Genomic DNA, 21,639 nt, shown 5'->3' on the forward strand with positions numbered 1-21,639 from the left:
TACATACATTATACCATTAACTAAAGTACAAATCCATATATATCAAGGTTAATACTCTTGTTTAACAGAATTATAGGTCATTTCTGCTATCTTATTCCCTTTCACTTTTGCCAATAAAAGTACTCTCGTTTTTGTTCCGTTTTGTTCACAATCAAGTAAGACTGCATATTCCTTTTTATCATTTTGATATACTGAACTTACTTCACCTTTACTTTCCAATTTTGCACCAGTTTTCACATCAATACCATTTTTCTTTACACATTCAGTAGTCATTAATTTCTTCAATTTTTCGTTACGATCATTAATACTAGAAAAATTAGCATAAGCATTTCCAAAGTCCTCTACCAACTGGTAAGTATCAGATACTTTTTCTTCTGCTAGTTTATCTTTAATCTGCATAGGTTTAGTACTACTTTTTTCAGTTACTTCACTTCCTTTCGTAGAAGTCATATCATCAACTGGTTTCATATCCACAGAGTCAGTTGCTAACGAAACCACCGTTTCATGACCTTTAGTATTCCCGCCACATGCAGTAAATACTAATCCAGCACCTAATAATAAAACTACTAAACTTAACTTTTTCATTTTCTACCTACTTTCTTTGAAATGCGTTGTACTTCTTTAACATACACAATCTTTGAAAAAATCCCCTCAGAAAATTTAACACGATACTCTTTATTATTCACAGCTACTAAAAAACCATCTTGATACTTTTGAACTGCAAATTCATTTTTTTTACAGTTAAATCTCGAACAAACTTCTTTTATCTGACGATTGGTTAATCCACTTCTCTTATTTAAAAACATTTTTAACTTCCTCCTTAGCTTAAATTATCTTGGCTATCTCTGTTTTCATATCTAAAAGCATTCTCTGAACCGTTCGAGAATAATTTTTACTTTCAATAGACATCAAAAATTTTTTTAAATCCTCTAAGACCAATTGTATATAATTATTTTTTTCTAGCTCTGTTAAATTTCCCATAAAATCAGCTAAACTTATAAATAATTCTAAATCTATTTGTTTAAATTGCTTTTGATAGACAGGAAAATTTATCTCCCTTATTCCTAAAAAATAGCTATTGATAATATTTAATGAAACAACTTCTGATTTACAACTTACCATTCATAGCCCTCCTATTTTCTTACTAAACTCGTTACATGTGGAAAATCTAATCCCCAAGTTCGAGAATACTTAGCAATAATTTGACCTTGTTCCGCATTTTGCTCGTATGTTGTAAATTTTCCTTTGCCTTCTACGCCTGCAACAACACCAGTATGCCCATAAATACTAGTAGCCACACCACCTTGACCAAAATTAATGACATCTCCTGCTTTAATATCCGAGTAGTTTGGATTCTTTATCACTTTCCAACCTATTGACGGCCAATTGTAATCATTACCAATCTCACTTGCGAACATATGCCCTGTACCCATCATTTGAAAACCTCCTTGTTTTTCAACAAAAAAAGCAGATAAGCCATAACATTGACCACCATTAATAGTTTGTCCCATTACTTTTTCCAAAACATCAATTTTTCCACCACCAATATTGGCTGAACCTCCGCCCATGGAACCTGTAGAAAGTCGTTTATACCAATTGTTAGCACTAGTCTTTCTTTTTACTTGTTCTACAGGATCATCTTTTGTTCCAGCTCGTTCCCACAACTTCAAAATATCTACCGCAAGTGTATTCACATCTTTTGATTTAGACATTCTTTTAAGTAAGTCACTATCAGAACCATCCTTATTCCACGCAAAATCCATTTGTAAAGCTACTGATTTCCATTCCTTTTTTTGACTTTTTGCAAAATTTAATAAATTAACTCTTCGTCCTGAATCCCATTGTCCTAACCCAATTCCATAACCGCCTAAACTAGCGTTATAAGCAATAGAAGGATTAAAAGCCAAATCACTTTGAATTCTAGCAGGATTTAATCCACTTTCATGTTCCATATTGCCAATCCAAGCGGAAGCAAACTGCAACGTTCCACCGTGTGACGTCACGTAGTTAGAAACTTCTAATGCTACTTTTTCCTGTGGTGTAGCAGGCTGAAACTGGGAAGAATCTCCGCTTTCACTAGAAGAAAATACACCTAAAAATAATAAAAAAGGAAGAATAAAAATAAAACAACTAACAATTAAAACCTTGCCTAATTTCTTCATGATCTCTCCTTTCAATAAAAAAGAAGGCTGATAATCATTTCATCAGCCCTCTACAACATCAAAATTATATTCTTCCGTATTCACACTACCAAAAAATTGTTCCTCTGTTTGTTCTAAATTATTAAAGTTTTCTTCTGTTTGGTAAAATGAATAAACGTTATTTAATGAATCATTATTGTTTGTGATTAACTCGCTATCCTCTCCACCATCAAAAAATGCACGTTCTTCACGAGCAAATGCCAACTCATCAAAATTATCGACCGTAACATTCAAATTGTCCGCTATTTCTTGCTCATCAACTTCATGAATTGGCTCTTCTCTATCATTTTCACTTGATTCTACACTTGAATCTAAACTATCAAGTTCATTTTCAATAATTGGCTCTAACTCAATATTACTTTCATCAGCTAAAGAAGTATCAGAATCAGATACAGTTTCATCTAATACAGGAACATCAATTTCTTCTAAAGAATTATCCGCTTCATCATCTGTTAAATCTTCAAAATTCTCCACTTCATCAGTTAAAGCTTTATCTTCTATTTCTTCTAATTCCTCATTATCAACATTGGTTGGCTCTTCTACTTCCGCAATTTCTTTTTCGGGCAACATATCGTCTTTTAATGGTTGTTGTTCTTCTTGAGTAGAACGATTCAATAATGAATTCAATCCTGTTTTAACACCAGCAAATTGCCCATTATCGTCAATAAAATGGTCTTTGGCTAAGTTCAATGCCTTGTCATGTTTTGGCATTAAATGACTAGCACCATCAGCAGCCAACGCTAAATTTCCAGTGGAAGCACCTATTCCTGCTTTTACTGCTCCAACACCAATTTCACCTGTACGTGCAACCGTTTCTTTTGTTTTTTCATTCATTTTTGATTCAAAAGAAGGTTGTTGAACTTGACCATCAGAAAAGAATGATAATATTTTATATCTGCTTTTCCAAATTTTCCGATACAAAATAATTTTCACCAATGCAGTAACAATTAATGTGCCTAAAAGAAAAACACCACCAGACATCACCATTAATAAACTACTACTTACTTTATCCATCAATCCTAAAAACGCTTGGTCAATTAACTTATTGATCCAAAATAACACAGACAAAAATATACCGAAAACTACAGGTAAAAATAAAATGCCAATTAATGATTTAAAAAATTTAAACATCATCATTTGACACCGAGGGAAGAAAGACACCAACGCAATAATCGGAAAAACAAGAATGAGTAAATCAACAATGATTTGAATTACATTGAGCATAATATTAATATACGTGACAGGCACTGCTAAGACTGCTAAATTGACTACACCCACACCAACGCCAAAAGCTTTTTCCATTGTTTTTGCTCCGTCCTGTGAGAAGTATGGATTATCTTTCTCATTATTTTTTATATAGGTACTTCTTTCATCCTCAAACTTTGCTTTTTCTTTTTTAGACAATTTAGGCTTTTCTAGTAGTTTACCTTCATCTAATTTCTTACCATTCTCCATTTTTCCATCTAGCGAACCACTATTCACAAAATTAAATGTTTGTTTTACTGTGGCATCAAAAATTGGACTTTGATATACTTCTCCATCTTTAAATCCTTCTGTTCCTAAATTAGCACTTGAAGTAAATGTACTTTGTACTCCTTTAGCAATTGCGTTAGTTGATTGAATCAAGAACATTGAGCCACTTGTTGTGCCCGTTGACGTTGATACAGAGCCAAACCAAAAACCAAACAAAACAACAACTGCTAAATAATGAAGGAATACTTTTGAAAAGCTTCTACGACTGGAAAAGAAATGATAAAGCAGATAATATGCACTAATAAGAATCGCTAATGCTAGTAAAGAACCACCTCTAAATCCCTTGCCACCAATGCCACTTAGAACATTTTTTGACATATTCAATACTGTTTCTTGTTTTCCTTCAAAGAAACTAGATTGGTTTAAGACGTTCTCACAAAAAAGGAAAAAAGAAACAAACATTCGTAAGATAAAGAATGGTATATCTACAAAGAACCAATTCACTACTTGCCATCCTTTATCCAACAAACCACCATCAACCGTATACGCACTATAACTGTCAATTAGATACTGCATATTCTCACTTCCTTCCTATGCAACAAAGCGGTTCTCCATTTTAGAAGCTTCTGTATCATCAACGGTTTTGAACAGTTCCAACCATTCTTCAAAAATAACATGAACAACAATTCGATTAGTCTGACCAAACATATCTTTCATTAAACACTGACCTTGAACCATATTTGAGACCCATTTCATGTTAATTTCGTTCACTGGTAAATTGAGATATTTCAAAACACCTTCTCGATTTTGAACTTCATCAAAACAAATCACTGTACCAAAACCAGTACCATCTTCACTATCATCCAAATCATTTGTTGATTGTGTAATCAATACTAAGAAATTATTAAACGAACGACCAATACGTTTCATTGATTTTAAAATCGCTTTACCTTCTGGCGAAGATTGAAAAATCCAAGATTCATCAAAGAACGTCACTGTTTCTTCTTTTGGATTTCTTGAACCAAACTTCGAACAAAACGTTCCTAAAGCAAACATCAATGTAACAGAAAGACGTTTATTTTCATCTAAATTTTCATTTTTATCAGTTGGTAAGTCTAAGTCCTCAATTTCTAAAATTGTTACTTTCTTATCGAATGATAGACCCTCAACATCACCATGAGAAAAAGCTAATTCTAAAACTGAACCTTTAACAGTCGACAAAATAAATCTACCCATATCTATCACGTCAGAAATTTCACTTTCCACTAATCGCTCAATTACATGCCAAAACCCAACCTTTTTGCCTTCTTTCCGTTCCAAAACAACTTTCGCAATCGCTTCATTAATTTCTGTTTTTTGCTTTAAATTCCATGTTCCTTCGTATATATTGGTTAACATTGCTTTAGTTGTTGCAATCGCTTCTGTTTCATCAAACAAAACAATCGGATCCAGTACCCCATGATTTTTCGTGTCACGAACATCTAAAGTGACGAAATTAAAGGACTTCACAAAATCAACATCTAAAGGATATTTCTTTTGATATTCAGGATCATTGATTGTATACATAAATTGCTTTCGCATTTCTTTTTTTGGATCAATGTATAACACTCTGTCTTTTAAAAGTGCCATTTGCATAAACAATGTTTTAGCTGTAACCGATTTTCCGTTTCCAGTATCTCCAGTTAAAGCCCAGTGTGGATTATTGGTTTTCTTACCATCAACATTTTGTTTATTCGCTAGTAACATGTTCATAAAAATTAGATTTTTTGAACTAGAAATAATAGATTTTCTATCTTCTTTTTCTTCCAAAGTTGTATCCACTCGTCCAAGGTAAAAGCCTAACTTCGTACCTGCATGAAGTGAAGTAAAGAAATTCAACTCGGCAAACGATTCAATCGTTGACGTGTGTTGCCAACGAGAAGTCTGCATGCGGATAAAATTACCAAACAAAGTGGATTGAAATAAATAAGGATTATCAAACGTTGCTTTAATAAGTGGAATATCTAAACTATCAAAACGATTGATTAAATATTTTTTTCTTGCACGCATTTGTTTTTTCGTGCTACCACTAACAACAATCACTGCTTTCCAGTCAATAATATCCACACCATCATCAATTTTTTGGTCTAAATCGTCTAGTGATAATTGACCTTCAACAATCTTTCGTTTTTGTTTAGAACCAGCTAAGTGTGCTTCCTGCATGATATTCTTAGTGCGGGTTCTTGCACGTGACGAACGCCCAGACAGTGCTAATTGCCCTTTACTTTCTGCAAAAGTCGCTTGAATCTTCACTTCGACTGGGAAAGGCATTTTTTGAACGACCTCTAAAAAATGATTACCATCAAGAAAAACACCTACATCTCCCATTGGAAGATAGGATATATAGCTTTCGCCATAATCACAATTCAAATGCAATCCCCCGCCAAATAATGGTTTAATTTTTGTTGCCATTAAATTATCTAAATTTTGACTAGAAAGAACATCTTGTCGCTCATGAGGAATATTTTTCAAGAATTGGTACGCTTGGTAATAATACAATTCATCTTCTGTTAATCGTTCAATTAACAATTCAGATAGATTTTGGTAAACTTCTAATTCTTGCTCTCGATAATCTTTTTCCCAATCTTCTGCTAGTTCTACATCAAAACCTAAGCCTTTGACAAACTTTTCCGATACGTTACTAATTGAGTTAGTAACGGTTTCTTTTAAATCAACAGCCAAGTCTTTCTTGATTAAAGGTACACCAATTACCCATGTATATTCGTAAACCATGCCCATTTCTTGTTCTAAAACCATTGCCGTTTTCATCAATTTATCTACGCCTACTTCATAATTATTAGAATCAATTAAAGAACGCATAGCACCCATTTTTCCTCGAATGTCGGCATTAACTGGCAAAAGGTTAATTTCAAATCCATCATTAGCTTTTAAACGATTTAACGCACGAGAAACTTTCCTTTTCGTTTTTAATTTCTTTTCAACATCAGTCAACATTACAGTTTCAGAGCGAACACGATAGTAAGCTATCGCTGTTTTTTCTTGTGTTAAAACAATATTTCCTTTCATATGATTCGTTAATGGATATTCTAATTGCATATTTTTTCCTTTCTTGTTGATTTTATTTTAGTAATTAACATTAAAAATGATTTTTCAGAAATTTCTATATATTATTGGACAACTTTTTTTCATTCAGTTATTATAAAATAAAGCTATATTTAATATAGCTTTTAAATAATAATTGGAAAGAAGGAAAGTGTATGAAGAAAAAAGTTTTTTTAGCTTTAACTATTTTCGCAATGGTAACACCTTTTATTTTTAGTTCAGAAGCTAGTGCCAGAGAAGCTGAATTTGGTAGCTCTTGCCCTGGTGGTTTTTATTTTAAAAAAGGTGGTTGGTCTACAGGTGGAAAAAATATGAGCGGTGGTTATTGTGTTCCTTTAGGAAATATGGGAAACATGAATAACAAAATTTGGTAATTAAAATGAGAAAAGAAAATGTTATCAAATCCTTTTTATACATTTTAACTCCTATAATCATAGGTACCATTATTTCACTTTTCACCAACGCTCCTATTTTCCTTATAGCAGGAATTATATATATTATTTTATTACTGTTTTTACTTCCTACTTTAGACTTTGGAATTACTGATTTTAACGCAAAACAAATTAATCCTAGCTATAGACCTGAAAGAAAAATAAATAAAAATGAAAGTATTGTTACTGTGCTACTTTTAGTCATTGGAATAATAGTCTGTGCAGTCATGCTTTATTTAAAATATAAAAATTCATAATTTAGACATAAAAAATAAGGAGCTAATGCTATGCGCTCCTTGTTTTTTTATTCATAGATATAGTGCGCTTTTTGTACTAACGTTTAAATGAAAACTCTTCTATTTCTTTTACTCGTTCGAAAGCTACAATTGGTCTACTATCTAACACATAATTTTTCACATAGACAAAACCATCTTTTAAAAAACCAAAGCCTGTTTTTCCTTCGAATTCCTTTTCGGAATACCAACGAGCAACTTTATTCGGCACCAACACCATGATTAACAAATTTAAGTTAATTCCTAAAATTTGTGGTAATGGTACTTCTTTCCAAAACAAACCAGTTAACACAATCCCTAAAAATAGAATTAGGAGATAGGATAGGCTAACAGGTTGTGCAAATACCCAGACCACTTGACCCTTAGGCGACTTAATAACTTGCATTGAATAAGGGGCTTTTAAGCCCCTCGAATAATCGTAATATTTCATATACTCACCTACATCTTAATTCCAACTAAACTTAGGAACCATTTAACAACTGCAAAAATATTTTTTCCTTGATTCGTCGCAAAATCCTGTAAGATTAAGGCAATGACAATTACTGAACCAATTTTTGCCCATTCAGCACCTTTCCAGTGTTTTAGAATCAAAATAATTACACCAGCCGCCATAATTGTAATAAAACTTGTACTTAAAAAATTACTCAAATTTCCTGTATTCATTAGTCATTTCCTTCTTTCTCTGTAAAGTAATGTTTCATCGTATTAATAAAATAAGAATTCTCCGTTTTAGATAACCAAAGCGAAAAATCCTCTGTATGCGTTAATTTTGTTGTTTTATCTGAAAAAGTAACCGATACTTGAACCCCTGTTACGTCTTTCTGCTTTGTATCAAAAAATTTCATATCACCAGAATCTATTGAAACAAACGAGTCTTGACCAGCTGTCGTTGTTGGATTTTTCATTAACAACATTAATTCTTGTTTGTTCCCAACTGAATATTTTGTAAAAAACATCTTTAAAAATTTCTCTACAGATTGTTTTTCTTTCCCATCAACATCTATTGAATTTTCTGTATGTTTTAGAGGTACTGTTTTCCCTTGTGGTAAACTACTTGCTACAAAATAAGGACGCCCTACAATTGAAAACAAATTGTCTTTTACTTGAATTGGTAAAACCATATTCTGTGTCACATTTTCAGTCTTTTTATCTTTCTCCAATTCATAATTCACATTTAGATAAACCAAATAACAATCTTCCATTTTCTCTATACGTGATAAAGACGTATTTTTAAACGTACGTAAGACATTCCCTTGTAGATTTTCTGTTTCATCAACATCTTTTACATCTAGTGATAAATATTTAGATAATCGATCAATACGAGCCTTTTTCGCTTCATCACTAGCTTTCGAGTTATAATTCAAATACTCTTTCGCAAAATTTTCGACATAAAAAGAGAGGGCTGAATAATCAAGCTCCTCTCTATCAACTTTATTCTTTTTTGATTGTTCACTTAATGTATCCACTTTTGAATACAAATTATCTACATTACTTGCCATCACATTGGCTCGAAGCGCACCAACTCCAGACATCACCAGTAAAACACTAGCGCCAATTAACACAACCCGATTCGCTTTCTTTTGAGAAAAAGTTTTAACCTTTGGTGTTTTTTCTTTCTTCTCTTTCTTTTTAATTTTCTTTAAATTCATATTCCCCTCCTACTCTTAATAAGCCCAAACAACTTTCAAACGTTTTTAAAAAAGTAGATTTAATCGCCTTTTCAACATAAACTCTCTCTCTAACATGCCCCTTATGTGTTTGAAAACCTTCTTTATACAAATAAAAATAATACGAATTGTACATTTTATCCCCGTTAGGCTTTCTCAAGTATTGACCTTCTGCAATCAAACTAGTTATACCGCCATGAAAAACGTATTGCGCAACAAATTCCTTCTTAAAAGGTACTTCATCAATAATAATCCCCATTTTAAGTAAAGAATTTTTATATTCTTCCATATAAACAATATCTGCTTCATCAATTGGCATTTCATCAACTATGAATCCATGCAAGCGAAGCATTTCAGGAACTGGTACATTTGAATACCTTTGGTAAAATTTACTATGCTCTCTAAAAATTGGCATAATATGTTGATTCATAAAATACAACTCCTTTCCATTTTTCTGTAATATTTATGGTATCTTTCCATAAATTCTCCTCTTAACTCTTCCAAGCCTTGGGTAACTGCTTTTTTAGAACGACTTATCATTAGTTCTTCATAACCCATAGGAAAATCATCATGTGCGATAAAATAATTAATAGCGATCTTCTTTTCTCGTCCTAAAATATAAGATAAATCATCGGATCGATACTTTTCTAATGGCATTTGCTGTTTGACCATTTGTACGTGTAGACCACAAAATTTTTCTTCACTAATCACATCATATTCCACTCGAAATAACTTTAAACGGTCAAGGAAATTTCTTTGAACAATCCTACCCAGTTCTTTTTCATCAGGCGGATACCCCTTCATTCGTTTATATGTTTCATAAAATAATACAGCGATTTTCTTTTCACATTCCAAGAGTTTTTCTTGTTTAGCTGTTATTTTTTCAGGATTATTGGATTTGAAAATTAATGACTTAAAATCAAACATGTACTTATTGACAAATTCTTCTTTTGATAATTCCCTTATTTTTTCAACCAACTTTTTCCCTCCTCTAAACTAATTCCGCAATCACAATAATTCTTCCTGTTGTTTTTGTGGCTTGGTCACAAGTTATTAAAGTTAATGTTGGCTTTCTTGTTAGATTCAACATAGTTGTATCAGTCATATCAACATGCTTTTGCTCTTTTACCTTATATGTGAACGAATGTCCTTCACGATCATTAAGTTTGACCAAATCTCCTACAGAAACTTTATTTAACGAGGTAAAAAGTAATCCTTCATATCCAGCATTGTGAGAAGCTAAAGCATAATTTCCTTTTCCCATCGTTTGTTTTGATAAAACAGTACACGCTCCATAAAGCATATTGTCAAAACTATCACCCATTAAAATAGGCAATTTTAATTGAATAGAATCAATTTCAATAGACCCCAAAACAGAATCCGACACTTCATTAAAATTTACTTGGGCACTTTGAATCGTTTTAACAGACGGACGTTCGCCTTCGGTTAAAGAAATCACTGTTGGAATAGGTGTTTCTTCTTGTACTTCCGTACCAGTAATAACATCTACTTGATTACTTTGAACAGTTTCACTAGATTTTGTCTCTACATGTTTTTTCGGCTTTTCTGCTTCCTCTAAGCCACTTGATACCATTGTATTTATAGCTTCTTTCACTTCTTCTTTTTGTTGGTTTTGAAAAAGAAGGAATGAAAAAAGAGCAATGAGAATAACTCAAATTGCTCCAACAAAATATTTGTTTTTTTCAATCCATTTTTTCATTAATTAGCCCTCTTTGCTATCTTTTTGTCGTTTCACTGCTACGACCACACCAATTAATGAAATTGCAATCACTGTAGCTACACCTGCACTTGTTCCAAAATCCATATTCGTATTTGGCAATACTTTTGGTTTTTCTTGTGGAGTTGTAACATTCACTTTGTTAGAATCTGTCGGTTCATCATTAATCACCAATTGTGCCACGTTTGGAATCATAATTTTCCCTTTATCATCGACATATTGCGAAAAGTCTGCGTCTTTCAATTTCCCTTTAATGTACACAAACAATTGTTTTTCTTTTAATTTGTTTGGTTCATTGGCAGTCCAAGAAACTTTTTGTGTTTTTTCATCAACACTAATTTTCCCCTGATCCGTAATATCTGTCCCATCTGAAAGAGTAACTTTCACTTCTTTATTCGCTTCCAATACATCTTCTAAATCATCTTGAATCACTAAAGACGTCATATCTTTGGTGTTTGGCACTTGCACATCTAATTTGAATGTCACTTCATCGCCCACTTTGGCACTGGTCAAATCCACTTCTTTATCGCCTTCAAGGATTTTCTTAGCGATAGACGGGTCTTTTGGTGTGACAGTGGTGGTTGTTTCATCAGTTGGGACTTCTTTGTTGTTTTGGATAATTTTTGCTTTATTTGGAATTTGTAACTTGCCATCAATAAGGTACTTATCTAAGCTGGCACCTTCACGAATTTTTGTTTGGAAATTGAATTTGTATTCGTGATTATAGAAATCCGCTGTTTTTAATACGTCAGCCTTTGCAACCATACGTACTAAATTGCCTTCATGCTTCGCTTCAAATTTATTGGTAACGTCCTTTCCTGCTTCATCAGTGACTTTCACATCAGACACACGTTCCAATTCAAGGATTAGTTCGTCTTGCATTTCATAGTTGCTATAATAAAATTCTTTCATTTCATCAGGAACTTTATGTGTGATCGTATAGCTATATACTTCGCCTAATCCTTCTAACGTATTTTTATCAACATTTGTTTCATCACTATCTGTCACCGTTTTAGTAGGAATCATTGGCGCTGTCCGAACTGTTTTTTTGGCACTATAGCCAAAATAGCTGTACTGGTTATTATTTTTTGGCGGTAAAGGATACCCTAAATTCTTTTCACGTGTCGCGAAATCTTCACTGTACGTGAAATCAAATCGAGAACGATTAGAATACAAGAACGTAAAATCACCACGATTGTCACCATCATCTAATGGAATATCGTCAGAATCGTAAAAAGTTTTTCCACCGTCTTTTTCTTCTTTGTATTTAACAATTGTATCTTTCGTTGGTACGTACAATTTATCTATTGCTTTGTACGAATCTTTGTCAATCGTCATTCCTTGTAAATTATCAATATCAATCCATGAATAGTAACCACTGACTGGTTTTTCTTTGTCTGTGCCATGTTCTAGGTACGTCCATGTTTGTTTCACCCATGAGAAACCACCTTGGTAGGTTGCAATTGCGGATACATTGTTAAAGGCAACAATATTATTTGACACCATATTTTGTGCATTTTTATATTGTTCCCAGTCTTGAATGGTAATTTTTAAATCAATCGGTGTCCCATCATCAGCTGTACCAACGTTATTGTAACGAATCCACGATTGCCCTTTCTTTGTTTTCGTTACATCAAGACCGATTTTCCCATCCCATTTTTGTGGAGGCATATTAACGTAAACATCATTCGTCCACCCATCACCACCTGTTTCAACCGTAGTGACACCTTTAATAAACTTTGCAATAAAACTATACTTTGAACCAGCTTCATCATCTGGTGTGACTACAGAAGCGTTCGGCGCATTAATGATTGAGTTAGAGCTTGCATTTGCACGTTGAAAAAAGTCGGCTCTAACTGTTTGTGGAACTTGTCCGCCTTCTTGCGCTTGAACCATCATTGGCATTGCCATACCTGCTAAAATAATTGTCGTTGCTAATCCTTGAATAATCGTTGTTTTCTTCAAAATAGTTCCTCTTTTCATCATTATTTTTTTGTATTTCTATTTCATTTCTCCTAGATTTTGCATAAAAAAATAGGAGAGCCACGAATCCTCTTCATTGGTTCACCTTTCCATAGTTATTCACTTAAAAAGTTATTTGTATAAACTATATAGCGTAATACAGGAGCTTCTTGATTCTTTTTATTCTGGAATTCTTCTTCAAAATTTACATTTTCATATACATACTCCTCAACAACTATACAACTTTTCTTTGCTATACTAGCATTAAAAATCAACTCATTTTCTAAAGAAATTTCTGAAAGAACAAAACCTTCTTTCATTGAATCCGCATGCTTCAAACTATCTCCCTTTAAATAGAGTTTCTTTTCATAAAAAAGTAATCTATCCCATACTCTATCAACAACTACAGGATACAATTCTTCTAACTCTCGAACATCTCTTATTTTCCATACTTTCGGCGCGAATTCTCTATAATTATCATGAGATAAAAAACCCATATATGGTAAAAGTATCAAACCTACTAAACAAAAACCACCTAGCCAATCTATGTTAAAATACAAACCTAAAAAGAATAAAAGTAGTGCTAACAGTGTATAGGAAAAATATCTTACCATATCCCGAAAATAAGAGCTGTGTGAATCATAATTATTTTCTAAACATGCCAATTGCCAAATCTTTTTCACTACAAAATGTCCTCCTTTAATTTCCCTTCCACAACTTCAAACTCAAACCATTCTGCAAAGTCTTGCTTAAATCCATCTACACTGTACAATTCTTGTAATCCAGCTTCTTCTCCATCAGTTGGATCTAAATAAGTTGGTTTATCTTTAGGTCTAGCATAAACGCCAATCCATCTTTCAAAATCTCCTTCAAATGGACTATCAACAATATACCCTTTCTTTTCTAGCAACACTCGAGCTTGTTTTTTTAATTCTTCACTATTTTTAGACTCAAAATATTTATACTTCTCTTTAAAACTGGCAAATTCTGAAAGCTCTTTATCATACAATTTTTTTATACTGAAAAATTCTTCCCAAATTGCTTTCTCTTTAACCGTCATTTCTGCTTCATGAACCACATAAGTATATTCATATCTTGAAATTTCTTTTAAAAGCTCTTCATTTGATTCTGAAAGCTTTTCAAAAGTAGTCTTTAAAAAAGGAATAGTCAACTCTCCTTGTTTATCTAATTGAATAATTTTTTCTTTGGCTTTTTTTAAATCATTTCTACCTTTTTTCATTTTTTCAGTAATAGCAATTGCTACTTTCGTGTTTCGTTCAATAACTTCTTTACTCATAATTCATACACTCCTTTTAGCTTTACTATCCATTACTACTATAGAAATATTATTATTTTTTTCAATTAACCTTACAATTTCCCATTGTGTCATTCTATTACTCTCCTTTTCATCTAATAAGCTATAAATTAATTACAAAAAAACAGTACAAGTATTAAGTTACCTGTACCGTTCTTTCCTACATTTGTATTTGTTCACAAAATTCAGCATATTCTTTTTCAGTTTTAGTTCGAATCATTGTAAGTTTTTGCATAATACTGTCATAATATGGCTGTTTTAAAAAAAGCTAAAATAATAAAACAATGGATATGGTCTCTTCAAAATAGCACGTTCACCTTTTATTAAATCTGTTAAAGCCAAATCAACTTCTTCCTGAAAATGATAAGGCTCATTATTAATAATAGGACAGCACTGACACACTCCATACATACGACAAATATGTGGTCTATCTTCATAAATTGTACATTTCCCATTTTCTAAAAAAATACAACTTTTTGACCTATCCCATTGAAACTGATCATTAAAATAAATTCTTGTATCTTCTCTATTACCTTGTGGCATAAATGAATCTAACATATTCATTATATCAGGATAATAAACTTCTAGATAACTTTGATACTCTTCTGCTTTTTGTTGATACGTTTCTATCAACGTTTTTCCACCTTTTCTTTGAATACTATCCAAAATTAACAAAAACTCATTTTCTGAAACAAAGAAAAAATCATTACAGCAACTAGAACAATTCACTGGACAATTAGCATGAATATTACTATCTTTTACTTTCAAATCAAAGGTTACATTTGCTTTGTAAATCTCCGCTAACTTACTAGTCTCTTTAACCGTATAATGGCATTTTTTTGTTTTCTTGCCACTTCCACAAAAACACTTATCATTTCGTCCCACATAATCACCTCATGTCATAATTTATATAATCATTATAACATGATTCAATATTTTCTATATCAAATATTAAAACGGATACTCTTCCTCTAAATCAAATTCTTGTTCCATATAATTCCGAACACTTGCATTCAAGTTACTGGTAAACAATAAATCTTTCGCATCAACACACACCATTTCAATAATTTCCTCGTGTTTCTCCTTTAGTTCTGCTAAATCGATACGTTCCATCAACTCATTTGTTCCTAACAGATTATCAATCTCTTTAATCATCTTTAATGAAGGGGCTAAATAATTTGATAACCACCGAAGTGTTTTTTCAATAGACGGTTTTTCACCTTGAATAGATAATTTTAAGCCTTCCAATTTGTCAACGACATCATACCAAGCTTTGCAATAAACTTTCGTACCATCTTCAATGTCATATACAGTCAAAGATTGATTAATAATTTCTTTCACTAACCAATCTAACGACTCACCGCTTGATAGAAAATATTCTACAAACAAAAACGCCTTTTCATCTGAAAGGCGAATTTCATATCGATTTTTAATTTCATATTTTTCTCTTGCTTCCTCAACACTTATACTTTCTTTTCTTGCTAACTCGTAATCTTTTTGGTAAAAGTTAAAATATAATGGCGATTGACGACTACCAAAATAAAGAGACAAACCTTTATTTACCATTTTTTTATTTTCATAAGCAAAGCCCCCGCTAAAATCAAAATTCTTAAAAGTGGTATCCACAAGCCCTTGTTCCATTTTTTCTTTCAAAACATATAAATCAAAATTTTCTTGTTCTTTCACAATCAATTCATCAAGAGCAATATCAATTCGAGTTATTTTTGTATCAACTAAAACACCTTGCCCGAAAATATCATCATCATAGAGTGAGCGAAAAAATTCTGTCCACGATCGCTTGTTGTCTTCTTCAAAAATTTCTTCTAATTGACGACAACCTTCGCCAGACAAGTCCAACATAATTCCCATATTCACGTTTTCTGGATTCCGAAAAATCCGAATAGAGCTATACGAAAATGTTTCAGTATAATGATAAAACCCTCTAGGTTCATGAGTAAACCAGTTCATATCCATATGCAACAACTTTTCAACAACTGTCCGAACATCTAATGTCTTAAATCGTATTCTCAAAAAGTCAATTTTTGCTTCTACCGAAGCATACCCACCATCTAAGTTCAACACATCAATAATCTTTTGTTCTAACTCTTTAGAAATAACACGTTTTCCAGATTCTATTTTTGAAATTAACGAACGCTCAATTCCTAATTTACTTGCCAATTCTTGCTGTTTTAATTTTAGCTCTTTTCTATATCGCTTTAAATCAACACCTCTCACTGCTTTAAACCTACTTCCAAAAAAATGTGACAACTTTAGTCAAAAAATGTGACAAAAACAAAATCGCTCAATCCCTTGTGGGACATAGCGTTTAAGCAACTTTTTTATATGGTATGTTAAATTCTACCCCCATGTTATAAAACGGGGGTAGAAACTTTTGAGGTGGGACAAGCCCACCTCACGACTAGAAGTATTTGGGATATACGTTGCTAATTTTGTGTACGGTGGTGTAGGGGCGGGCGCCTTAGGGCGCCACCCCTACACCACCTACAAATCACGCAACAATCCCTAGCAACTACTAGTCTACTCTCTTGTCATTCCTTGCTTCATTTCTAGAACTTTCAGTCGCTTTTTTATCTCTGCATTATCCGACAAGACATCTTTTACTAAGTCAATTAATTCTTTCACCGTTGCTTTATTTTCTTCAAAATCTATTTTTGCAATAGTAATTACTTGCTGCCTTTCTTTTTCTTCTGCAGACATAAACACTTCAATCATTGCCTGATCTAGCGGGACATTTTGCTTCCTTAATTGAACCAATTGCTTTAACTGTTCAACCTGTTCTACACTAAAAACTTTATACGAGTAGTTTCTACCCTGTTTATTTTTAGCGTATTGGCGAACAAATCGAACATCTGTTAATTTTTCAATTTTATTTGCCCAATTTTTCAACGTTTTCAAAGAAATAGCATTATCTAATTCAAAAAGCACTTCTTCAAATGAGAACATATTCACTCACCTGCTCCCCCTGCATTACTTATTAATTACACGCATAACTTTTTCAACACAATCCTTCACTACTATTTCCATTAAAATATCTAAATCATCACAGCAAATAACACTTTCTCCGTCTGAATCTCTTTTAAAAGCACTCTTCACAAAGTCAAAACATTCTTCTCTAAAAATAGAATTAAAATCTTGACTAGAAAAATACTTTGTTGTTTTTTCAGAACAGCGTTTAAATGTTGCACGTTTGACAGTTTCCAGATATTCCGAAAAATCAATTTGACGAACATTTGTTAATCCTTTTAATACTTCATCGACAAGACCATCTAAATTTTTATCCAATTCCATTTCACTTTCCTGATAAGTAAGTAAACTATCAGGACGATTCTGATATTTTCTATAAATAAAACGAAAAGACGAATTATGCAATACCTGACTAAACCTATCATCTAAATCTTTTTTCTTGTATTTTAATTTCACTTTTCTATAAATTTCCGAAGACATTTTTTTATAAAACTCTTCAAGAGTCAATTTACCATTCATACCAATCACTATTCCTTTCTATTAATGAGCCAAAATATCAATTTCACTTAAAAACGAATAAAACGCTGGATAGAATTCTCTATCAAATTTCCTATCTACTTCATTAGAATTCTGATAACTACCTTCAACATAAAATAACGCATGAAGATTATTCGCATATTTTCTTTTTTCTTCTAAATATTTTTTTGCTTCAACAACACATGATTCTTGTCTCTCTTCTTTTGACAATTGGGAAATTCCACTATTAAGTTCTTTTTCAAATTCCTTTACTTTTGTTTCCCAATATTCCATAAGTTGATTACTATTTTTAAATTCCATTTATACTTCTCCTTTTTCATTTAAACCAACAATCACTTCATCAACAATTTTAGCCCCCCTATTTTCCATAAATTTTTCAAACTCTACAGGGTCAGCTAATTTCTTTATTCGCTTTCCGTTAGAAAACCTCACTAATTTTGCATAGCTTTCTGATTGTTCATACAGAATGTCACGAATACGTATATCTAAATCAGACTTTTTATATCGTTTCTTGACTTCAACATACACTCGTTCTCTAACACGTTTGATTATTTCGCTAGAATCCAATAAAAATCTCCTTCCTCATTACTCAAATTTTTCACTTAACTTAGCTAACTTTGCTTGACCTTTTTCTAACTCTTCATCAATTTCCGCAAGGGCTTCTTTATCTACATGCTTAGCTATTTTTTGAGATACTTCTTCTTGCACTTCTTTTGAAACATCTTCATATCCTAGCTCTTTAGAAATCTTGATAAATTCCTGAATGAAATCAAAATCTTGTGGTACTTGTGGGCTATAAAATTCCCTTGCGACAGAACCACCTAAAGCAACATAACCACGTCCATAAACTTTCAATCCATCGACTTTTTCAACATATTTAAACTTTTTATTTTTATTTTCATCACCGAAAATCATCAAAATACCAGTTTCTGATAAACGGCCAACAGACATACGAAACATAAATTGATCTCTTAATGCCGTTTTGATAAACTCTCCATCTGGTCTTTGCATTGCAACAATAAAGAAAATCCCTGCTTGACGAGCTTTCAAAATAAGTTGAGTTAAATATTCATCTACATCACCATCAGTCGCATAGTCATTCGCTAATTCTGCTTTAAATGCAGCAAATTCATCTACGACAATGAATTTTGGTTTTAATCCGTAATAGGCATAATTTTTACCCATTTTAAATTTTGGACTCTCATTGATAGTTTTAAATCGATCTTCCATTTCCTGAACTGCATTTTTAATACAATTGACAATATCCGTTTTCCCTGTATAAACTTTTCCTTCAAATAAAGGCAATCTACCTAGTGCCATTAAATCTGAATTTTTTGGGTCACATATTTCTATTTCACCCACACGACACAAAGCATAGATTAAAGAAAGAATGGTAAAAGTTTTACCACCACCTGTACCTCCTCCAATCAACATATGCGGGTCTTTATCGAAATGCCAATATAACCCTTTCATCAACTGGACTTTGCCTTTATCTGCTTGCATATCTCTAATGGAAATACGTTTACTATACACATCAGTTGCTAACTCATAAATTACAAATCCCTTTTCACTAGTCTGACTTAAATTATCCGCATGAAACGCTGTTTCCAAAAAACCACCAATGGTTTCAAATTTTTCTTGAAACTTATTACCTGCTGTTTCAAATGAAACGAAAATACTATTTTTTTCAGACTTATAATAAATTTTTGGAAACTTGATTTTTTCTCTTGTTTTACCATCAGAACTTTTCACTTGTTTCTTCGTATAATAGCCATTGTCAATAATCATACGAGCTAACACTTGACGTTGTTCTACTTTAGAAAAATAGCCTGAATTGATAATTGAAGCCTTAACAAGCAATGTAATTAGCACAATTGCACCTATCGAAACACCTACAATGATTAACGCTGGCACAATATAAATTTTCCAATCAGGTGGATTTGAGAGATACAATGGATAAAGCCATTTATAGCCCACAAAATAGCCTAAACAAACAAAAATTGGCATAAAAAATAACACTCGATAGAGTGCCAACAAATTTCTTGAAGAATAACGGATACGCCTTCCTCTATATCTAAATAATTTTTTAAACATTTACCTACCTTCTTTTTGTAATCGTGCTAATTCTTGTCTACAAAATTCTTCGTAAACAGGAAAAAAGACTGTTGCAAGTTCCCAAACAGTCCGTTTATTAATATTACTATACGCATGTGCAAAAATATTTCTAATTGACCTTAATTGTCGCCAATCAACCGCACCACTATTTCTTTCCTTAAACCCTTCAGAAAAAGAGTTAGCAAGTTCTCCTACCTGCATGCAAGACATACTGATTGCATGAAAAAACACTCTATCGTGAGAGAAAACTTCAAAGCTTCTGCTACAACGATTGAGTGCCGATTTTACATCTTCACAATAAATCAATGTTCCCTTGAGAACACGAATATCTCTATTTTTCTCTTTCAAATACTTTAACTTTCTCCTTCATCATAGTATCGTAAAACTCTTTCTGGTATTCTGAATCAATTGGTTGTTCAAATGCTTCAAGCTCTACTAAATCGATCTCATGTTCAACGGCTTCCTTCAATTCATCGAAAAAATCACTATACACAGACCACCGATATTTTTCTGGCAAACCAGTAGTGCCAACCAAAAAATCAATATCGCTTGATTCCTTCGCTTCATCTCTAGCATAAGAACCAAACACATATATCACAGGAATTTCGTATCTTTCAGCTATTGGCTTCACACGCTCTTTAATTTCATTCATTGTCATTACCATTTGTCTCACCTCTTCTAACGTCTATTCTAAAGCCATTATAAGCCATCAAACCATCACAATCAATTTACCTCACTTATTCCTAATGGATATTCTTCAAAATACACTTTCTTTTCAAAATCTTCATGGAACTTTAAATCGTACGCACGAACTAATTGATCCAAAAAACTATCTAATAATTTCAAAACAGCTTGTTCACTTTCAAAAAAAGAATCATCTAGTAATAAGAATTGAATAAGACCATTACTCGTTTCATCAAATAATTTTAAGTACAAGTCACGGTAATAATTAAAACTTTGCCACCCCCTGTATGAATAAAATCTTCTTTCTAAAAACGCTCGATATCTTACTTGTTTATGCTCCATTTTTTCCGACAGACTACTCATTAACTTACAAGACACCCCCTTTCAGCTCATACATCATCTAGCTTTAACATCACATTATCCGTCAATTGTACTTTTAGTAAAATCTATCTCTTTCCCTGTAACATATCCATCCCAATATGCTTCATGAATATTAGAATTAGGTTTAGAAAATGTTGATTTACCAAAGTTTTCCGAATAATCTTTATAAGAACTCTCTACTTCTTCTGGTACTAATACAAGAACTTCATAAACTTCTCTTAGCGCTGAAACTTGTTCGTCAAACCTTTGTTCCAACCCTTCCAAAAAGCCATTAATATAACTAGCTTTTAAACTATTGGTCATATATCTACTTCGACTAACTTTAGGATTTTCTAAATAATAGTTATCAATAAATTTTTTACTATGAAACAAAATAACTTCGTAGGCTAAAATATACATTTCTTTAGCTAACTCTAAATCACGACCAAAACCATAAAAAACGATTCTTCGCTTTTTTTGTCTACCTGAATATTTATTATTCAAAAAATTTTTAACTCTAAAATTTTTAGAAATAATAAATGCTAATTGACGTTCCCACCAATAAAGCCTTTTATATATCGTGACACTTTCCTCTCCAATTACATCATTTTCAGAATCAATAGATAATTCTTCTACTTCATTTTTATCAATATTGTATTGAATCATCAATTTTTGTGCCAAAACAAAAGCTGATTGGCTTTCTTCGTCATTTTTTTGATCCCTAGAAATAGCTAGCAAACCTTTTATCTTTTTAATTATTTTTTTGTTATCCAAAA

28 protein-coding genes are annotated in these 21,639 nt (G+C 32.3%); 2 read left to right on the forward strand and 26 right to left on the reverse strand.

Annotation, left to right across the window (positions count from 1 at the left end; genetic code table 11):
• Positions 1-48: 48 nt before the first annotated feature.
• The 6 genes from IGK70_RS10130 to IGK70_RS10155 are packed head-to-tail and all read right to left on the reverse strand — an operon-like array spanning position 49 to position 6,770.
• Positions 49-585 (reverse strand): EF0163 family protein, encoded by a 537-nt coding sequence (locus tag IGK70_RS10130; protein WP_033640535.1) that lies wholly within the window; start codon positions 583-585, stop codon positions 49-51.
• A complete protein-coding gene (locus IGK70_RS10135) occupies positions 582-806 on the reverse strand; it encodes a hypothetical protein (protein ID WP_010773678.1) in 225 nt (74 codons plus the stop codon). Before IGK70_RS10135 ends, IGK70_RS10130 begins: the two co-directional genes overlap by 4 nt.
• Positions 807-825: 19 nt before the next feature.
• Positions 826-1,122 (reverse strand): hypothetical protein, encoded by a 297-nt coding sequence (locus IGK70_RS10140; RefSeq protein ID WP_033640536.1) that lies wholly within the window; start codon positions 1,120-1,122, stop codon positions 826-828.
• Positions 1,123-1,133: 11 nt separating this feature from the next.
• On the reverse strand, positions 1,134-2,162 hold the full coding sequence (locus tag IGK70_RS10145; protein WP_033640538.1) for a phage tail tip lysozyme: 1,029 nt from the start codon (positions 2,160-2,162) through the stop codon (positions 1,134-1,136).
• A 42-nt stretch (positions 2,163-2,204) separates the two neighbouring features.
• A complete protein-coding gene (locus tag IGK70_RS10150) occupies positions 2,205-4,250 on the reverse strand; it encodes an ATP synthase F0 subunit A (RefSeq protein WP_033640539.1) in 2,046 nt (681 codons plus the stop codon).
• Positions 4,251-4,265: 15 nt separating this feature from the next.
• A complete protein-coding gene (locus IGK70_RS10155; RefSeq protein WP_033640541.1) occupies positions 4,266-6,770 on the reverse strand; it encodes an ATP-binding protein in 2,505 nt (834 codons plus the stop codon).
• A gap of 161 nt (positions 6,771-6,931) precedes the next feature.
• Here IGK70_RS10155 and IGK70_RS10160 point away from each other — a divergent pair, with 161 nt between their 5' ends.
• Both IGK70_RS10160 and IGK70_RS10165 read left to right on the forward strand, forming a co-directional pair.
• Positions 6,932-7,150, forward strand: coding sequence for a hypothetical protein (locus tag IGK70_RS10160; RefSeq protein ID WP_002394251.1), 219 nt, complete (start codon positions 6,932-6,934; stop codon positions 7,148-7,150).
• 5 nt (positions 7,151-7,155) lie between these two features.
• Entirely contained in the window at positions 7,156-7,464 is a 309-nt protein-coding gene (locus IGK70_RS10165) for a hypothetical protein (RefSeq protein ID WP_002394252.1), read from the forward strand.
• A 76-nt stretch (positions 7,465-7,540) separates the two neighbouring features.
• Here the strand turns inward: IGK70_RS10165 and IGK70_RS10170 are convergent, their stop codons facing one another.
• The 20 genes from IGK70_RS10170 to IGK70_RS10265 all read right to left on the reverse strand — a co-directional run bounded on the left by IGK70_RS10170 (position 7,541) and on the right by IGK70_RS10265 (position 21,637).
• A complete protein-coding gene (locus IGK70_RS10170) occupies positions 7,541-7,930 on the reverse strand; it encodes a conjugal transfer protein (protein ID WP_002394253.1) in 390 nt (129 codons plus the stop codon).
• Between the two features lie 8 nt (positions 7,931-7,938).
• Entirely contained in the window at positions 7,939-8,163 is a 225-nt protein-coding gene (locus IGK70_RS10175; RefSeq protein ID WP_002365201.1) for a hypothetical protein, read from the reverse strand.
• Complete coding sequence (locus IGK70_RS10180; protein WP_033640543.1) at positions 8,163-9,149, reverse strand: conjugal transfer protein; 987 nt, start codon at positions 9,147-9,149, stop codon at positions 8,163-8,165. The genes IGK70_RS10175 and IGK70_RS10180 overlap by 1 nt, the downstream gene beginning before the upstream one ends.
• Entirely contained in the window at positions 9,130-9,597 is a 468-nt protein-coding gene (locus IGK70_RS10185) for a hypothetical protein (RefSeq protein ID WP_033640545.1), read from the reverse strand. Before IGK70_RS10185 ends, IGK70_RS10180 begins: the two co-directional genes overlap by 20 nt.
• Complete coding sequence (locus IGK70_RS10190) at positions 9,594-10,145, reverse strand: hypothetical protein (RefSeq protein ID WP_033640547.1); 552 nt, start codon at positions 10,143-10,145, stop codon at positions 9,594-9,596. The genes IGK70_RS10185 and IGK70_RS10190 overlap by 4 nt, the downstream gene beginning before the upstream one ends.
• Positions 10,146-10,158: 13 nt before the next feature.
• The gene (locus tag IGK70_RS10195; RefSeq protein ID WP_438775241.1) at positions 10,159-10,782 is read right to left on the reverse strand and encodes a class A sortase; all 624 of its coding nucleotides are present in this window, start codon (positions 10,780-10,782) and stop codon (positions 10,159-10,161) included.
• Positions 10,783-10,890: 108 nt separating this feature from the next.
• Positions 10,891-12,888, reverse strand: coding sequence for an isopeptide-forming domain-containing fimbrial protein (locus tag IGK70_RS10200; protein ID WP_033640591.1), 1,998 nt, complete (start codon positions 12,886-12,888; stop codon positions 10,891-10,893).
• Between the two features lie 95 nt (positions 12,889-12,983).
• On the reverse strand, positions 12,984-13,550 hold the full coding sequence (locus IGK70_RS10205; protein WP_033640549.1) for a hypothetical protein: 567 nt from the start codon (positions 13,548-13,550) through the stop codon (positions 12,984-12,986).
• Positions 13,550-14,164 (reverse strand): hypothetical protein, encoded by a 615-nt coding sequence (locus IGK70_RS10210; protein WP_033640551.1) that lies wholly within the window; start codon positions 14,162-14,164, stop codon positions 13,550-13,552. The genes IGK70_RS10205 and IGK70_RS10210 overlap by 1 nt, the downstream gene beginning before the upstream one ends.
• A 276-nt stretch (positions 14,165-14,440) precedes the next feature.
• Complete coding sequence (locus IGK70_RS10215; protein ID WP_033640553.1) at positions 14,441-15,067, reverse strand: YkgJ family cysteine cluster protein; 627 nt, start codon at positions 15,065-15,067, stop codon at positions 14,441-14,443.
• Positions 15,068-15,133: 66 nt separating this feature from the next.
• The gene (locus IGK70_RS10220) at positions 15,134-16,417 is read right to left on the reverse strand and encodes a replication initiation factor domain-containing protein (RefSeq protein WP_033640555.1); all 1,284 of its coding nucleotides are present in this window, start codon (positions 16,415-16,417) and stop codon (positions 15,134-15,136) included.
• Positions 16,418-16,720: 303 nt separating this feature from the next.
• Positions 16,721-17,146 (reverse strand): hypothetical protein, encoded by a 426-nt coding sequence (locus tag IGK70_RS10225; RefSeq protein ID WP_010708074.1) that lies wholly within the window; start codon positions 17,144-17,146, stop codon positions 16,721-16,723.
• A gap of 24 nt (positions 17,147-17,170) precedes the next feature.
• Entirely contained in the window at positions 17,171-17,686 is a 516-nt protein-coding gene (locus IGK70_RS10230) for a hypothetical protein (RefSeq protein ID WP_002399521.1), read from the reverse strand.
• A 21-nt stretch (positions 17,687-17,707) separates the two neighbouring features.
• A complete protein-coding gene (locus IGK70_RS10235; RefSeq protein WP_002365214.1) occupies positions 17,708-18,004 on the reverse strand; it encodes a hypothetical protein in 297 nt (98 codons plus the stop codon).
• Positions 18,005-18,271 (reverse strand): hypothetical protein, encoded by a 267-nt coding sequence (locus tag IGK70_RS10240; RefSeq protein WP_438775244.1) that lies wholly within the window; start codon positions 18,269-18,271, stop codon positions 18,005-18,007.
• An 18-nt stretch (positions 18,272-18,289) separates the two neighbouring features.
• Positions 18,290-19,798 (reverse strand): FtsK/SpoIIIE domain-containing protein, encoded by a 1,509-nt coding sequence (locus IGK70_RS10245; RefSeq protein WP_033640558.1) that lies wholly within the window; start codon positions 19,796-19,798, stop codon positions 18,290-18,292.
• Complete coding sequence (locus tag IGK70_RS10250; protein WP_002365216.1) at positions 19,799-20,167, reverse strand: HepT-like ribonuclease domain-containing protein; 369 nt, start codon at positions 20,165-20,167, stop codon at positions 19,799-19,801.
• A complete protein-coding gene (locus IGK70_RS10255; protein WP_002399122.1) occupies positions 20,151-20,483 on the reverse strand; it encodes a nucleotidyltransferase family protein in 333 nt (110 codons plus the stop codon). The genes IGK70_RS10250 and IGK70_RS10255 overlap by 17 nt, the downstream gene beginning before the upstream one ends.
• Positions 20,484-20,542: 59 nt before the next feature.
• On the reverse strand, positions 20,543-20,866 hold the full coding sequence (locus IGK70_RS10260; protein ID WP_002399121.1) for a hypothetical protein: 324 nt from the start codon (positions 20,864-20,866) through the stop codon (positions 20,543-20,545).
• Positions 20,867-20,920: 54 nt separating this feature from the next.
• Positions 20,921-21,637, reverse strand: a complete 717-nt coding sequence (locus IGK70_RS10265) for a DUF2786 domain-containing protein (RefSeq protein ID WP_033640563.1) — start codon at positions 21,635-21,637, stop codon at positions 20,921-20,923.
• Positions 21,638-21,639 lie beyond the last annotated feature (2 nt).

The organism is Enterococcus sp. DIV0358 (genome assembly GCF_051713465.1).
GTDB classification, from domain to species: domain Bacteria; phylum Bacillota; class Bacilli; order Lactobacillales; family Enterococcaceae; genus Enterococcus; species Enterococcus faecalis.

What these genes read in the sequence shown, in the direction of transcription:
- IGK70_RS10235 (WP_002365214.1), bottom strand. Translation starts at nt 18,004, where the DNA reads ATGGAATTTAAAAATAGTAATCAACTTATGGAATATTGGGAAACAAAA.
- IGK70_RS10130 (WP_033640535.1), bottom strand. Translation starts at nt 585, where the DNA reads ATGAAAAAGTTAAGTTTAGTAGTTTTATTATTAGGTGCTGGATTAGTA.
- IGK70_RS10230 (WP_002399521.1), bottom strand. Translation starts at nt 17,686, where the DNA reads ATGAATGGTAAATTGACTCTTGAAGAGTTTTATAAAAAAATGTCTTCG.
- IGK70_RS10225 (WP_010708074.1), bottom strand. Translation starts at nt 17,146, where the DNA reads ATGTTCTCATTTGAAGAAGTGCTTTTTGAATTAGATAATGCTATTTCT.
- IGK70_RS10165 (WP_002394252.1), top strand. Translation starts at nt 7,156, where the DNA reads ATGAGAAAAGAAAATGTTATCAAATCCTTTTTATACATTTTAACTCCT.
- IGK70_RS10135 (WP_010773678.1), bottom strand. Translation starts at nt 806, where the DNA reads ATGTTTTTAAATAAGAGAAGTGGATTAACCAATCGTCAGATAAAAGAA.
- IGK70_RS10200 (WP_033640591.1), bottom strand. Translation starts at nt 12,888, where the DNA reads ATGAAAAGAGGAACTATTTTGAAGAAAACAACGATTATTCAAGGATTA.
- IGK70_RS10140 (WP_033640536.1), bottom strand. Translation starts at nt 1,122, where the DNA reads ATGGTAAGTTGTAAATCAGAAGTTGTTTCATTAAATATTATCAATAGC.
- IGK70_RS10155 (WP_033640541.1), bottom strand. Translation starts at nt 6,770, where the DNA reads ATGCAATTAGAATATCCATTAACGAATCATATGAAAGGAAATATTGTT.
- IGK70_RS10175 (WP_002365201.1), bottom strand. Translation starts at nt 8,163, where the DNA reads ATGAATACAGGAAATTTGAGTAATTTTTTAAGTACAAGTTTTATTACA.
- IGK70_RS10245 (WP_033640558.1), bottom strand. Translation starts at nt 19,798, where the DNA reads ATGTTTAAAAAATTATTTAGATATAGAGGAAGGCGTATCCGTTATTCT.
- IGK70_RS10255 (WP_002399122.1), bottom strand. Translation starts at nt 20,483, where the DNA reads ATGGTAATGACAATGAATGAAATTAAAGAGCGTGTGAAGCCAATAGCT.
- IGK70_RS10210 (WP_033640551.1), bottom strand. Translation starts at nt 14,164, where the DNA reads ATGAGTAAAGAAGTTATTGAACGAAACACGAAAGTAGCAATTGCTATT.
- IGK70_RS10150 (WP_033640539.1), bottom strand. Translation starts at nt 4,250, where the DNA reads ATGCAGTATCTAATTGACAGTTATAGTGCGTATACGGTTGATGGTGGT.
- IGK70_RS10170 (WP_002394253.1), bottom strand. Translation starts at nt 7,930, where the DNA reads ATGAAATATTACGATTATTCGAGGGGCTTAAAAGCCCCTTATTCAATG.
- IGK70_RS10185 (WP_033640545.1), bottom strand. Translation starts at nt 9,597, where the DNA reads ATGAATCAACATATTATGCCAATTTTTAGAGAGCATAGTAAATTTTAC.
- IGK70_RS10145 (WP_033640538.1), bottom strand. Translation starts at nt 2,162, where the DNA reads ATGAAGAAATTAGGCAAGGTTTTAATTGTTAGTTGTTTTATTTTTATT.
- IGK70_RS10180 (WP_033640543.1), bottom strand. Translation starts at nt 9,149, where the DNA reads ATGAATTTAAAGAAAATTAAAAAGAAAGAGAAGAAAGAAAAAACACCA.
- IGK70_RS10160 (WP_002394251.1), top strand. Translation starts at nt 6,932, where the DNA reads ATGAAGAAAAAAGTTTTTTTAGCTTTAACTATTTTCGCAATGGTAACA.
- IGK70_RS10260 (WP_002399121.1), bottom strand. Translation starts at nt 20,866, where the DNA reads ATGAGTAGTCTGTCGGAAAAAATGGAGCATAAACAAGTAAGATATCGA.